At 72.1% G+C, this 12,723-nt stretch carries 12 protein-coding genes; 8 read left to right on the top strand and 4 right to left on the bottom strand.

Translation table 11 applies throughout. The features are described from left to right. Positions 1–285: 285 nt before the first annotated feature. A complete protein-coding gene (locus tag ACGFW5_RS31560) occupies positions 286–1,215 on the top strand; it encodes a pentapeptide repeat-containing protein (protein WP_393837745.1) in 930 nt (309 codons plus the stop codon). A 421-nt stretch (positions 1,216–1,636) separates the two neighbouring features. On the opposite strand, the gene ACGFW5_RS31555 is transcribed toward ACGFW5_RS31560, so the two are convergent. The 3 genes from ACGFW5_RS31555 to ACGFW5_RS31545 all read right to left on the bottom strand — a co-directional run bounded on the left by ACGFW5_RS31555 (position 1,637) and on the right by ACGFW5_RS31545 (position 5,302). After that, positions 1,637–2,194, bottom strand: coding sequence for a hypothetical protein (locus tag ACGFW5_RS31555; RefSeq protein WP_393837744.1), 558 nt, complete (start codon positions 2,192–2,194; stop codon positions 1,637–1,639). Positions 2,195–2,792: 598 nt separating this feature from the next. Then, complete coding sequence (locus ACGFW5_RS31550; RefSeq protein ID WP_393837750.1) at positions 2,793–3,791, bottom strand: PP2C family protein-serine/threonine phosphatase; 999 nt, start codon at positions 3,789–3,791, stop codon at positions 2,793–2,795. 200 nt (positions 3,792–3,991) lie between these two features. Beyond that, positions 3,992–5,302, bottom strand: coding sequence for a Ku protein (locus tag ACGFW5_RS31545; protein WP_393837743.1), 1,311 nt, complete (start codon positions 5,300–5,302; stop codon positions 3,992–3,994). Positions 5,303–5,361: 59 nt separating this feature from the next. Between ACGFW5_RS31545 and ligD the strand changes: the two genes are divergently transcribed. From ligD to ACGFW5_RS31530, 3 genes are all read left to right on the top strand, one after another. After that, positions 5,362–6,246, top strand: coding sequence for a non-homologous end-joining DNA ligase (gene ligD, locus ACGFW5_RS31540; protein WP_393837742.1), 885 nt, complete (start codon positions 5,362–5,364; stop codon positions 6,244–6,246). A 500-nt stretch (positions 6,247–6,746) separates the two neighbouring features. Then, positions 6,747–7,649, top strand: coding sequence for a DNA ligase (locus ACGFW5_RS31535; RefSeq protein ID WP_393837741.1), 903 nt, complete (start codon positions 6,747–6,749; stop codon positions 7,647–7,649). 115 nt (positions 7,650–7,764) lie between these two features. Continuing rightward, a complete protein-coding gene (locus tag ACGFW5_RS31530; protein ID WP_393837749.1) occupies positions 7,765–8,388 on the top strand; it encodes a hypothetical protein in 624 nt (207 codons plus the stop codon). 27 nt (positions 8,389–8,415) lie between these two features. Here the strand turns inward: ACGFW5_RS31530 and ACGFW5_RS31525 are convergent, their stop codons facing one another. Then, positions 8,416–9,213 (bottom strand): nuclease-related domain-containing protein, encoded by a 798-nt coding sequence (locus ACGFW5_RS31525; RefSeq protein ID WP_393837740.1) that lies wholly within the window; start codon positions 9,211–9,213, stop codon positions 8,416–8,418. A gap of 340 nt (positions 9,214–9,553) precedes the next feature. Between ACGFW5_RS31525 and ACGFW5_RS31520 the strand changes: the two genes are divergently transcribed. The 4 genes from ACGFW5_RS31520 (at position 9,554) to ACGFW5_RS31505 (ending at position 12,501) form a co-directional block, all read left to right on the top strand. Further along, positions 9,554–9,853 (top strand): zinc-ribbon domain-containing protein, encoded by a 300-nt coding sequence (locus ACGFW5_RS31520; RefSeq protein ID WP_393837739.1) that lies wholly within the window; start codon positions 9,554–9,556, stop codon positions 9,851–9,853. Positions 9,854–9,939: 86 nt separating this feature from the next. Further along, entirely contained in the window at positions 9,940–10,728 is a 789-nt protein-coding gene (locus ACGFW5_RS31515; RefSeq protein WP_393837738.1) for a hypothetical protein, read from the top strand. Next, complete coding sequence (locus ACGFW5_RS31510; protein WP_393837737.1) at positions 10,725–12,059, top strand: ATP-binding protein; 1,335 nt, start codon at positions 10,725–10,727, stop codon at positions 12,057–12,059. The genes ACGFW5_RS31515 and ACGFW5_RS31510 overlap by 4 nt, the downstream gene beginning before the upstream one ends. A gap of 100 nt (positions 12,060–12,159) precedes the next feature. Continuing rightward, on the top strand, positions 12,160–12,501 hold the full coding sequence (locus ACGFW5_RS31505; RefSeq protein WP_393837736.1) for an SH3 domain-containing protein: 342 nt from the start codon (positions 12,160–12,162) through the stop codon (positions 12,499–12,501). The last annotated feature ends 222 nt before the right edge of the window (positions 12,502–12,723 follow it).

The raw sequence follows: 12,723 nt of genomic DNA, 5'->3' as shown, positions 1-12,723 counted from the left end.
GGCCCGGGCGGGACGGGACGGCCCGGGCGGGACGGGACGGCCCGGGCGGGACGGGACGGCCCGGGCGGGACGGGACGGCCCGGGCGGGACGGGACGGCCCGGGCGGGACGGGACGGGGCTCGCGCGGGGCGGGGCGGGGCAGGGCTCGGGCTCAACCCGTTCGGCGCTCGCTCTCCCGGCCCGGGCTGGGCCGGGGCTCGGCCCGGGCTGGGCTCGGGCCCGGCCCGTTCGGCGTTCGGTGCATACAGTTCGACCCGTGCCGGGTGCCGGCACGGGCAGAACTGTATGCAGGTGCCGAGGGCCAAGGGCGGAGTGATCGGGTTGTCCGGTAACCGTGACGCAGGGGGGCGGCGGATCGTCCGGGCCCTGCCCAAGGACGCGGAGGCCGTGGCGGTGCTCCGGGAGTGGGCCGAGCAGCCGGATTCGCTGCTCGGGGTGGCCGGGCTCGATCTGACGGGCGCGGATCTGTCCGGTGCCGATGTCGGCGGCGGCATGCTGGCCGAGGCCGTGCTCAGGGACGCCGTGCTGGTGGGTACCGACTTCTACCGGTGCCATATGGAGGGCGCGGTGCTCGACGGCGCGGATCTGACCGGTGCCGGTCTGGTCAAAGCCACCCTCGACGAGGCCTCCTTGCGCCGCGCGACGCTGGACGGTGCGGATCTGGGCAGCGCGGAGCTGTACGGGGCCGATGCCCGGGGTGCCTCGCTGCGCGGTGCTCGGCTCGACGGCGCGTCACTGATCGACACGTTGTTCCAGGGTGCCGACCTGAGTGACGCTTCGCTGCGGGAGACCTCGTTCAAGGTCGTGGTCGACGAACACACCGTCGTGCGGGGCCTGTCGGGCACGGCGTACGGGCCGATGGTCGTGGAGAGTGGTGGGCGCCGTCGTGAAGTGGGGGGCCGGGCACTGGAGTTGTGGCTGGCCGGCCGGGGCGCCGATGTGCGGGTGATCGACCCCGGGTCGCGGGGTCTCACGTACTACGCGAAGATCGGCGACGGTCATGCGCGGAGCAACCCACGTGGTGTGGTGCGGCGGCGCTTTCTTGACGGGGTGGCCCACGACGAGGCTTTCACCCGGAATCTTTGCTGGGAGCCGACCGAGTATCTGCGGCTCCATGAGCTCGGCCACAACGACATCGACCATGTCGAGATCAGCGAGCGGGAGGCTGACGCGTTTGTCGTGGCTGTGACGGCCGTGGTGCGTGGGTGGGGCTGAACGCTGTGTCGTGGGTGGAGGGGGAGTGCTCGGCCGGACAGGGCGGTCGGCTTTCCGGGGCCGTGTCTGTTCATCACTCTCGCCGTCCGACCCGTCCACGACACAGCCCACCACCGGCTGGGCTGGTCGAACTGGCGTCGTCCCTGGAGGGCGTCCAGAAGCGTGACGGGGGCGTCCGGCCCCAGCAGCGCGCTGTCCCTCGGCCGCCTCGACCATCGGGCGCCCGCGGCGCGCCACGATCATCGGCGCGCCCCGCGCCGCCCCGACCCACCGGTCGGGGCGGATGCATCATCACTTGCGAGACCAGAAGCCATTTGGTGATCACCCGGCAGTCGCTCGCGTGTGACGCGAAACGAGATGCCGGACCGGGCTCCGTCACGCGGGCGAGACCCGTGGATTGATCACGGCCCGAACGCGGCCTCTAATAGGCGTTGTCGACCCACCAGGACTGGTAGCCGGAGTTCTTCGACGGGTCATTGCACGGGTAGCCACGAACGCCGTACTCGGAGTCGTCAAGGCAGTTCCACGGGGCGTTGATGCCGTTGCGTACTACCTGGGTTTTCGCGCCGCCACTGGTGGTGAAGAACTCCAGCGCCCACTTCTGGTAACCGTTGGCGAAACTGGGGTTGTTGCAGTCGTAGGTGCGCAGGCCGTAGTCGGAGGACCAGTCGAGGCAGCGGCCGGTGTTGACGTTCTGGAGCTGGCCGTAGCCGGAAGACCAGTTGATGACGTGCCAGCGCTGCCAGCCACCGTCGACGCTGGGCTGGTTGCACTCGTACGTGCGCAGTCCGAAGTCGTTCGAGTCGTCGAGGCAGCCGCCCGTCCAGTGCGAGCCGATGATGTAGTCGTGTCCGACCTGCCAGCCGTAGGCGGTGCCACCGTCGGCGTGGGCAGCGGTGGATCCTGTGAGGCCGATGCCTGCGGCGACAGCGAGTGCGGCGGTTGATCTCGCGAGGTGCTTTCCGAGCTTTTTGAGCATGGTGCCCTCCCTGACGTTCGTACTCCAATGGACTGAGCAGCGGGCCGACCGCGTCCGTGCACGGCCATGCCCGAGATCGACTTTGTCCTGACGTCAGCCAGCCGCCTCGGGCTGCTGTGTGGCGTGCCGCGCTCGCGGCCGGTCCGCCCGCCGACGCGCTGGCCGGCAGTGCACGCCACTTGCGATGGCGGTGACTCATCTCGTGGTTCAAGAGCGCTCAGCCATGGGCCTGGACCGCCACTCCCGGGCGCGGTGACCGCCGCCGTGACGGCCCGCGAGGCCCGGACCGAACGTTCTACCGCTGTTCCCTTCCTTGCCCGGAACGGCTCAGCGCCAGATGACGCTACGGACAGCGGTCCTGCGACCGTCCTTGATTCGTCCTACCGCCTGGTCGGAGCCCGAGCGGCCACCGGTAACCACACGCCCCGCGGGCACCCTCGGCAACCGCCGCCCGCGCGAACACGGCGTTACGTTGCGGTGGGCGGCGTTGTCCGCTTCCTCGCCCGGCCATGGCTCGCGGCGGAGACGTTCGCGTTGCGGACGACCATGTGGCACTAGGAATTAGCGGACGTTACTCGCGGTGGCGGAGTAGCGGACGTTACTCGCGGTGGCGGAGTAGGAGCATGGCCGCGTCGTCGTGCAGGGGGCCCTCCGTATGGAGGATCAGGTCGCGTCTCAGGGCCTCCAGGGCCGCTTCCGGGTCGGGGTCCTTCAGGAGGAGCGTGCGGGTGCCCAGCGGGTAGAACGCTCCCTTCCGGTCGCGGGCCTCGGTGACGCCGTCCGTGTAGAGGAGGAGCTGGTCGCCGGGGGCGAACGCGACCCGGAAGGGCTGGGGGCCCTCGCCCGTTCCGAGGCCCAGGCCCAGCGGCAGCGCGTACTGGGTGGGCTCGGGGAAGGAGATCGCGCCGTCCGCACGTACCAACAGGGGCGGCGGATGGCCATAGTTGAGGAACACCGCCCCGTTCACGGGGTCGAGTTCGGCGATGATCGCGGTGACGAACTTCTCGCCCTCAAGCACCCGCCCCGCAGCCCGCTCCACGCGCGCGCCCACCCCTTTCAAATCGGGTTCGTCGTGCGCGGCCTCCCGGAACGCGCCGAGCACCGCGGCCGCCGTCTCCACCGATTCGAGCCCCTTGCCCTGCACGTCACCAATGATCACCCGGACCCCTTCGGGCGCCGCCACGACCTCGTACAGGTCCCCGCCGATCCGGGCCTCGGCGACCGCCGATGTGTACGAGACGGCCGCGCGCAGATGGCCCGCGCTGAGCGGCACCGGGCGCAGCAGCACCCGTTGGGCGACTTCGGCGATGGAGCGCATTCCGGCGAGTTCGGCCTCGCGGCGCTGGCGCATCACGGATCCGGCGACGCCCACCGCCGTCACCCCCGCGACCGCGGCGAGCGAGGCGAAGCCCCGGCGCTCCTCGAAGAGTTCGCTGTAGATGCCGAGCCCGACGCCGGCCGTCAGGGCGATCAGGCCGATGACCACGGTACGCGGCCAGCCACCGACCAGTCCCGCGAAGGCGGGGCCGAGCGAGACCAGGGGCAGCAGTCCGACCGTGGGCCCCGCGATCAGGTTCGCCACGACCACCAGAGCCATCACCGCGTACGGCAGGACCAGGAGCACGACGGGTTCCGTGGTGCGCGGCGCCTCCGTACGGGTGTGGCCGTCGACGGTTCTTGGCAGCATCGCCCCACCCCTTTCGCACCCCTGGGCATCCATTTCGCCAGCGCGGGTGCGCCGCAACCCTTCCGTTACCGAATCGAGGCCGCGCGCCGGGGGTGCGGAGTGAGCGGAGTTCAGGCGCTGGCCCGCTTCCTGGGGGCCGTCTTCTTCGCTGCCGTCTTCTTCGCGGTGGTGGAGGTGGACTTCTTCGCTCCGGTCGACTTCGGGCTCGCCGCGGCGGACTTCTTGGCCGTCATGGATCCGGTGCCGGTCCTCTTGTCCGGCTGCGCCGACTTGGCCTGGGTGGACTTGACCTGGGTGGACTTGGCCTGCGCCGACTTCGCCTGCGTGGACTTGTGCTGGCCCGCCTTCGGCTGGGTGGACTTCGACGGGGACGACTTCGGCGGTGCGGCCTGCGCGTCGCTGTCGGCCGTCTGCGTGGTCCGTGCCTGCGTGGTCCGTGCCTGCGTGGTCCGTGCCTGCGTGGTCCGTGCCTGCGTGGTCCGTGCCTGCGTGGTCCGTGCCTGCGTGGTCTTCTTCGCGGCGGGCTTGGACGCCGTCTTCTTCGTCTGACCGGACCCGCGCGCCGCGGACTTGCGCGAGTTCAGCTCGGTGACCTCCGCGACCGTCTCGCCCTCCGGCTCGGCCTCGCCCCCGGCCTCCTCGCCGCGCGCGGCCTTCGCTGCCTTGACGCTGTTCTCCAGCGCCGCCATCAGGTCGATGACCTTGCCGCCCGGCGCGGCCGGCGCTGCCTCCGCGGGGGCCAGGGCCCCGTCGGCCTTCGCCGCGATGAGCTCTTCCACCGCGGTGCGGTAGTCGTCGTGCAGGGTCGACATGTCCACTTCGCCGAGCGTGTCCATCAGCGCGTCGGCGAGGTCGAGTTCGGCCTCGCGGACGCTGACGTCGGTCTCGGGCGCGGCCTCGTCGGCGTCGCGGATCTCGTCCGGCCACAGCAGCCCGTGCATCGCGATCACGTCGTCCACCACCCGCAGCATCCCGAGCCGCTCCCGGCCGCGCAGCGCGAACTTGGCGATGGCGACCTTCTGGCTCCGCTTCAGGGCCTCGCGCAGCAGGGTGTACGGCTTCGCGGCGGGCACACCACTGGCGGAGAGGTAATAGGCGGCGCTCATCTGGAGGGGGTCGATCGTGTCGGCCGCCACGAACGCGACGATCTCGATCGTCTTCGCGGTGGGCAGGGGCAGCGAGGCCAGGTCGGCGTCGGTGATGGGGATCATCGAGCCGTCGGCGTCCTCGTAGGCCTTGCCGATCTCCTCGCCGCTCAGCTCCTCGCCGTCCAGCTCGCACACCTTGCGGTAGCGGACCCGTCCGCCGTCCGCCGTGTGGATCTGGCGGAACGAGATCGAATGGCTCTCGGTGGCGTTCACCAGCTTGATCGGGATGCTGACCAGGCCGAACGAGATCGCACCGTTCCAGATTGATCGCACGGTTTCTCCTCTTCGTCCCCGAGGAGTGTGTTTCATGTGGTTCGTGGGACTCTCATCGTATGACGCCGATCACCGAGGTGGACGGGCGGCGGATCGCCCTGACGAACCTGGAGAAGGTCCTGTATCCGGCGACCGGGACCACCAAGGGCGAGCTGCTGCACTACTGCGCCTCGGTCGCGGACCAGCTCCTGGCCCATCTGCGCGACCGTCCGGTGTCCTTCCTGCGCTTCCCGGACGGTCCTGAGGGCCAGCTCTTCTTCACCAAGAATCCACCGCCAGGCACCCCTTCCTGGGTGAATACCGCCGAGGTGCCGCGCTCCGACGACAAGGGCGCCCGGCAGGTCGTGGTGTCGGACCTGGCGGCCCTGATGTGGGCGGCGAACCTCGTGGTGGAGTTCCACACCCCGCAGTGGCGGGCGGACGCCCCCGCGCGGGCGGACCGTCTCGTGCTCGACCTCGACCCGGGTGCGCCGGCGAGTGTCGTCGAGTGCTGCGCGGTGGCGGTGTGGCTGCGCGACCGGCTCGCGGCGGACGGGCTGCCGGCGTACGCCAAGACCTCGGGTTCCAAGGGGCTGCACCTGCTCTCGCCGCTGGAGCCGACCCCGTCCGAGCAGGTGTCGGCGTACGCGAAGACGCTGGCCAGGGAGGCGGAGGCGGCTCTGCCGGGGCTGGTCACGCACAAGATGGCCAAGGCGCTGCGGCCCGGCAAGGTGTTCGTCGACTTCAGCCAGAACGCGGCCGCGAAGACCACCGCGACGCCCTACACGGTGCGCGCCAAGGACCGCCCGACGGTGTCCGCGCCGGTGTCCTGGGCGGAGGTCGAGGCGTGCGCCGCCCCGGACGACCTGACGTTCCTGATCGGCGACATCGGAGTCCGTCTGGAGCGGGACGGCGATCTCCTGGCACCGCTGATGGACCCCGAGGGCGCCGGCCGGCTGCCGTAGCCCCGATGGGCCGCGCGCCGACCGCACCCGCGCGTCGGAAGGCGAGCCGTCGGCTCCGTACGGGCCGCGAGGTCTCGGCTCCGTACGGGCCGCGAGGTCTCGGCTCCGTACGGGCCGCGAGGTCTCGGCTCCGTACGGGCCGCGAGGTCTCGGCTCCGTACGGGCCGCGAGCCGTCGGCTCCGGACAGGCGGCGGGCTGCCAGCTTCATACAGGCCCCGGGCTGCCCGCTCCGTACAGGCCCCGGGGTGCCAGCTCCGTACGGGCCCCGAGCCGTCGGCTCCGGACAGGCGGCGGGCTGCCAGATCCATACAGGCCCCGGGCTGCCCGCTCCGTACAGGCGGCGAGGTACCCGCTCCGTACGAGCCGCGAGGTGCCCGCTCCGTACGGGCCGCGGAATGTCGTCGTCCCGGGTCGACGGCGGAGGCTGTCCTGGTGATGGTTCGGCGGCGGCGGCGAGCCTGGGACCGTCTCGGGTGTCGTCCGGGCCGACCCTGGCCGTATGGATCAGAGCCCGCCGCGAGTAGTCCTTCGGCCACCGGTCGACGTCATGCGCCCGAGGGCGGCGGACGAGATCCCCGAGCAGGGCCGCACGCCCGGCGGCTTGCAGTACTCGCTCAAGCTCGACGGGTTCCGCGCCCTCGCCTTCGTGCTCGACGACGGACGGGTCTTCCTCCAGTCACGCTCACGAAGGGACCTCTCCCGGGAGTTCCCCGAGACCGCGGCGTATCTGCGCGACCATCTGCCGCCCGGCACCGTGCTGGACGGTGAACTGTGCGCGTACCGCGACGGCCGGTTGAGCTTCACCGATCTGCTGCGGTCCCCCAGTGATCGCGCGCGGACGGGCGTGCCGGTCTCCTACATCGCGTTCGACCTCCTCGCCGTCCCGGGCCGCGACCTCAGGGCCCTGCCCCTGCGCGAGCGGTGGGAACTGCTCGGGTCGGCCCTGCGGGACGTGGGCCCGCCCCTCCAGCGGGTGCTGGCGACGCTGGACGAGGAGACGGCCCGCGGCTGGTTCCGCGACCTGAGGGCGGTGGGCGTCGAGGGCATCGTGGCGAAGGCGCTGGACTCGCCCTACCGGGCAGGGGGCACCTCGGCCTGGCGGAAGATCCGGCACGCGGACACGCGGGACGCCGTGCTGCTGGGTGTCTTCGGCCCGGTGGAGCGGCCGCACGCCCTTCTCGTACGGCTCGGCGACGACCGGACCGTGAAGACGTCGCCCCGGCTGACGGCGGTGCAGTCACGGGAGGTCGCCGAGCAGGTACGGGGCCTCGTGGGCGAGCTGACGGACGACCCGGACCACGGCGCCGTGTGGATGCTCGGCACGCCGCTCCTGGTCGAACTGCGCCAGGCCGCGGGGCGCCACGAGACCGCCCGGTTCGTCCGCGTGCGGTCCGAGGGCTGAGCGTTGGGCGCGGACGCGCCGCGCGGCAGCGGCCCGGGTGCGCGAGAGCCTGCGCCGGGGACAAAAGGCGAGGCGCCCGCGCCGTCCCGCGGGTGACACTGGGGCGGTGCTGATCATGGATGCCGTGCTGGAGACCTACGAGGCCACCGACTTCGCCCTGTGGCCCGTCGCCGACCCCTCGTCGGACCGCCTCCTGGTCCTGTCCGGCGAACTGTCCGAGCGCGAGACCGGCACCGCCATGGCGGTCCTGACCGGCTGCAATGCGGGCGATCAGGAGAGTACGGCCGCGGCCGTCGAGGACCGCGTCGCACGGCAGGTCGGTCATCTCGTCACCAGTGACGCCGTCATCGCGCCGGGCGGTCTGCGGCTCCGGGACACCACGACCGGGGTGACGGCGCCGCCCGGATGCTGCTGCGGTCTGGAGGACTGGCGGGACTGGCTCGGCCTGCTGAACGGTGAGCAGCCCTGGCTCGGCCACGATCCCTCGCCGCGCGTCGAGCACATCGGTACGAGCCTGCGGTTGTGGCCCGACGGGGAACGGCCGCAGGGCCCGCACATCGTGGTGCCGCCCGGGCAGTTGCCGGAGCTCCTGTGCTCGGTCCAGCAGCGGCTTTCCGGTTTCCTTGCGTGCGTCGCGGCGTGGGCGGACCGGCACGCCCCGGCCCTGTCCGCCGCCGTGGTCGCGAGACTCGACGCGGACCTGGCCATCGGGGCCCCGCTCCCGGACGCACGCGGCTGAGGGCCGTCGGACGCGCAGCCACGTTCGTCAGACGCGCAGCCACGTTCTGCGGTCCCGCGCGCTCCCGTGCAAGGACTCCACGTCGGCGGGCTTCAGGACGCCGCCCGGGCGGGCGAGGCCGGGGATCTCGCTGTCCGTGAGGACGCGTACGTCGGTGACCCGGCCCGTCTCGACGTGCTCGGCGCCGACCAGGAGGAGCACCGGCCGTACCGCCGTGGCGAGGGCGAGGGAGGCGCGTTCGGCCTCGTAACGGGCGTGGCGCAGGAGCGGTTCCGGGGCGGCCCGGCCCACCGTGACCAGCGGGTCGGCGATCCGCACCCGGCGGTGGCGGGCGTTGAGGGAGCGCACGGTGAGGATGCCCCCGGGCCCCACGAGCAGGTGGTCGATGCGGGAACCGCCGGGCAGGGGGAGTGCGTGCAGGACCCGCCAGCCCGCGCCTTCGAGCCGGTCGAGCGCGGCGCCTGCGATCTCCTGCGCGGCCAGCTCGCGGCGCAGGGCGCCGGCCCGTAGGCGGCCCCCGGCTCGGCGCCGCTCCAGCTCGTGCAGCAGCGCCTCGCCGGGCCGGTTGGGCGCGAGGTCGTCGTCGGGGTGGAGGCAGAGCCTGGTCAGGTCGGCGGAGGTGGGCACGGGCGGCGGCCCGATGCGGAGTTCCCCGACGGCGTACGGGCGCAGCGCGGCCAGCACCTCGTCCTCGTGGTCGTCGAGCAGCAGCGCCACGCGCCCGGTCTCGCGGTCGTACCAGGCGGCGCCGCGCCCGTCCGGGAGGCTGACGTACAGTCGCGCCTGTCCGTGCCGGTGCACCGGTGTGACCCGCAGTCCTGCCATGCCCCATCACCCCACCTCGACCATGGGAACAGCCCGATGCCCGCGAGGGCAATAAGTCGGGTGGGCGCCGTCCACGCCGGGCGGGCCTAGGGGGTGTCTGGTGGATCATGGCCGGGGGTTCGGCGCCTGGGCACGGCACCTCGCGGCGTTGCCGAAACGCCCCGATAGCTCCGCTATCACGACGTTCCGGCGCCTTGCGATGCACCGCACCAGGCGCCGCACCCTGACCGACCCTGATCCACCAGACACCCCCTAGCCCCAACGCGTTGGACGCGGGGCGGTCATGACCACGACACTTGCGCGCGATACGCGTCCATGGATACGGGAGGGGAACCACTCAATGATCATTTTCGGCACCCGCGGCTATCTCTACCAGCTCGCGATGCTCACGCTCGTGTGCGGCAACTGCGGCAACCCGGCGGCGCACGCGGTGCGCAAGTACGTCACGAAGTTCACGCTGTTCTTCGTTCCGCTGTTCCCGTTCTCGACGAAGTTCCGTACGCAGTGCACGTTCTGCGGGCTCCAGCAGCAGATCACCAAGGAGCAGGCCGAGGGTCTGCTCGCGCAGCCGGCCGGGCCGCAGCAGTACGGTCAGCCGCAGCCGGGCCAGATGCAGGGCCAGAACCCGTACCAGCAGTGAGCACGACGGGCCCCGGCCCGCGGGGGCTCCGGCGGAGCCGCGGCGGGAGGTGAAATAGCCTGGGGTTCCCGCACGACAGGAGCACCTTGACCCGCCACCCCCGCCGCATCGCACTGCTGGCACCCCTGCTGACCGCAGCGGGTGCCCTGCTGCTGTCCGGCTGCGGCGGGGCGGGTCACCTCAAGAGCGCGGGTGCCACACCGACGGCCATCGGCCCGATCCATCTGTGGCCCGGCCTGCCGCCCGCGTCGGCGACCCCCAACGACTACGGCGAGACCGACACGGAGCAGGTGCCCGGGATCAAGGTGCCGGGCGGCGACGTACGCAAGCTGAACCCGGTCGCCGTGGTCCAGGCCGAGGCGAAGGCGCATCCCGGCGCCTACAGCGGCGGCGACGGCCTGTACGACGAAACGGTCCGCCAGCTCGCCACCTGCAAGCAGAAGGCGGCCACCTGCCCGGTGCTCAAGCCGTACTACCGCGATCTGACCGGGGACGGCAGGGACGAGCTGATCCTCGGCATCCGGATGCCGGACCAGGAGCTCGCGGTGCGCTGCTACATGCCGGCGGCGGACGGCGGGCTCATCCGCATCATGTCCACCGTCGACCAGATCATCAGCGTCGACCTGGCGGGGCGCGATGTGATCCTGCGTTCGGTCTCGGCGGGCATGCCCGGGTACGAGTACCGCACCGCGTGGTCCTGGGACGACCACCAGCGGGCGATGCTGCCCACCCGGGACGAGATCGTGCGCCACAAGGCGGGCGGCGACGTGCCCGGTGGCAAGCACCACGCACCGTCCGGCGCCGGGCAGCCGTCGCCGAAGAAGAAGCCGCCGACGGCGAGCCCGTCGGCCACCCCCACGGCGGCGGCACCATGAGACTCCCCCGGATACCCCGCCCCTCGCGCATGCCGCTGCCCGCCTGGACGGCGACGCTCACCTGGAAGTCCGCGGTGTTCATCACCGTGATGTGCTGCGCGCTCGCCTCGCTGCTCGGCGTCCTCGTGCATGTGTCGGTGACGCGGCAGACCGTCGGCGAGGCCCGCGACAAGGCACTCAGCCGGCTCACCGACGTCACCCGGATGTACGAGGCCGGCGAACAGCTCCCGCCGGGCTCCGGCATCGACCCGCCCGAGCTGCCCGGCTCGCTGCGTGCGCTCGCCGTCTCCGGCAGGCGCGGCACCCTCGTCGACGACGACAACGGCCGCCCCACCATGTGGGCCGCGGGCCCGGCCGACGGCAGGGCGCTCGCCGCCGAGATCGACTACACGCAGAGCGCCCGCACCATCAACGGCCTCGACAAGGCCATCCTCGGCTCGTCCATCCTCGCCATCGGGGCGACGCTGCTCTTCGGGGTCTTCGCGGTCACCCGGATCACCCGCAGGCTGCACCAGACGGCGACGGTGGCCCGCCGGATCGACGCGGGCGACCTCGACGCGCGCGTGAACGATCCCCGCACCAAGGACCCCTCGCGCCCGCAGGACGAGGTGGCCACCGTGGCCGGCGCCCTGGACACGATGGCCTCCACGCTCCAGGGCAAGCTCCTGAGCGAGCAGCGCTTCACCGCCGATGTCGCGCACGAACTGCGCACCCCGCTCACCGGGCTGCACGCCGCGGCCGAGCTGCTGCCCGAGGGGCGCCCGGCCGAGCTGGTGCGCGACCGGGTCAGGGCGATGCGCTCGCTCACCGAGGACCTGCTGGAGATCTCCCGTCTCGACGCGGGCAGCGAGACCGTCGACCTGGACCTCCAGCAGCTGGCGCCGGTGGTGGAGCGGGCCATTCGCGCCTCGGTCGCCTCGGGGACCGCCGAGGCGGACACCACGCTCACCGTGGTGCGGGACGCCTGCGTGGAGACGGACAAGCGCCGCCTCGAACGGGTGATCGGCAATCTGCTGGCCAACGCCCACAACCACGGCAGGGCGCCGGTCGAGCTGACCGTGCACGGCCCGGTCATCACGGTGCGCGATCACGGCGCGGGCTATCCGGCGTATCTGCTCGACCACGGCCCCCAGCGTTTCCGTACCGACGCGGGGACCAAGGGGCACGGGCTCGGGCTGACCATCGCGGCGGGGCAGGCGGCCGTGATCGGCGCGTCGCTGAGCTTCGCCAACGCCCCCGACGGCGGCGCGGTGGCCAGGCTCGAACTGCGCGAGTACGCCGGCCTGAGCGAGGAGCCGGACGGCGGGCCCACCTCCCCGCACCCGGAGTGACACCTCGTCACGCTTTGCGATCCGCAAGGGGCGAATTTAGTGTGAGGCAAGCGAATTGAGGGTCGCTCACCCGCGGCCCCGCCCCTTCACAGGAGGCACCATGTTCCTGCGCTCCCCCCTTGCCGCACTCGGCCTGTGCGTGGCCACTGGCGCCGTGGCCGTCCTCGCCACCGCACAGACGGCGGCGGCCGCGGACTCCGTGCACAACGAGTACAAGGGCCGTGTCACCGCCAAGTCCGGCCTGATCCTGCGCGACCGGCCCACCCGGAGCAGCAGGATCGTCGGCAAGGCGCCGTACGGCTCGATCGTGCACATCTTCTGCAAGACCGGCGGCGACCGGGTCAACGGGAACGACCGCTGGTATCTGCTCACCGACGGCACCTGGGCGTGGGGATCCGCCTTCTACATCGACAACATCGGACCCGCGCCCCGCTGGTGCTGAGCCGGCCGCCCGCTCAAGCCAAGAGGCGGACTTGGCGGTCGCGAACTCCTCGGCGCCGAGCGGGGCTTCCGCGTCCCGGTCACTCGTACGGACCTGCCCGGGCCCGTACGTGGTGGCCGGCGGCGGCCACCGCCCCTCGGCCGGCCGCCGCATCGGCGTGCGGCCGGCACGCATTCCGCTCGACGCCCTACGACAAACGGGGACATAAGACCTGCGGCTTGC

This window comes from Streptomyces sp. NPDC048416 (assembly GCF_043200435.1).
Classification (GTDB): domain Bacteria; phylum Actinomycetota; class Actinomycetes; order Streptomycetales; family Streptomycetaceae; genus Streptomyces.
The sequence above is the reverse complement of the archived record's forward strand: the minus strand, read 5'-3'. Positions and strand labels throughout refer to the sequence as shown.

Coding starts and splice junctions, on each gene's coding strand:
- ACGFW5_RS31505 (WP_393837736.1), top strand. CDS start 12,160: ATGTTCCTGCGCTCCCCCCTTGCCGCACTCGGCCTGTGCGTGGCCACT.
- ACGFW5_RS31530 (WP_393837749.1), top strand. CDS start 7,765: ATGGATGCCGTGCTGGAGACCTACGAGGCCACCGACTTCGCCCTGTGG.
- ACGFW5_RS31560 (WP_393837745.1), top strand. CDS start 286: ATGCAGGTGCCGAGGGCCAAGGGCGGAGTGATCGGGTTGTCCGGTAAC.
- ACGFW5_RS31535 (WP_393837741.1), top strand. CDS start 6,747: ATGGATCAGAGCCCGCCGCGAGTAGTCCTTCGGCCACCGGTCGACGTC.
- ACGFW5_RS31550 (WP_393837750.1), bottom strand. CDS start 3,791: ATGGCTCTGGTGGTCGTGGCGAACCTGATCGCGGGGCCCACGGTCGGA.
- ACGFW5_RS31525 (WP_393837740.1), bottom strand. CDS start 9,213: ATGGCAGGACTGCGGGTCACACCGGTGCACCGGCACGGACAGGCGCGA.
- ACGFW5_RS31555 (WP_393837744.1), bottom strand. CDS start 2,194: ATGCTCAAAAAGCTCGGAAAGCACCTCGCGAGATCAACCGCCGCACTC.
- ligD (WP_393837742.1), top strand. CDS start 5,362: ATGACGCCGATCACCGAGGTGGACGGGCGGCGGATCGCCCTGACGAAC.
- ACGFW5_RS31510 (WP_393837737.1), top strand. CDS start 10,725: ATGAGACTCCCCCGGATACCCCGCCCCTCGCGCATGCCGCTGCCCGCC.
- ACGFW5_RS31520 (WP_393837739.1), top strand. CDS start 9,554: ATGATCATTTTCGGCACCCGCGGCTATCTCTACCAGCTCGCGATGCTC.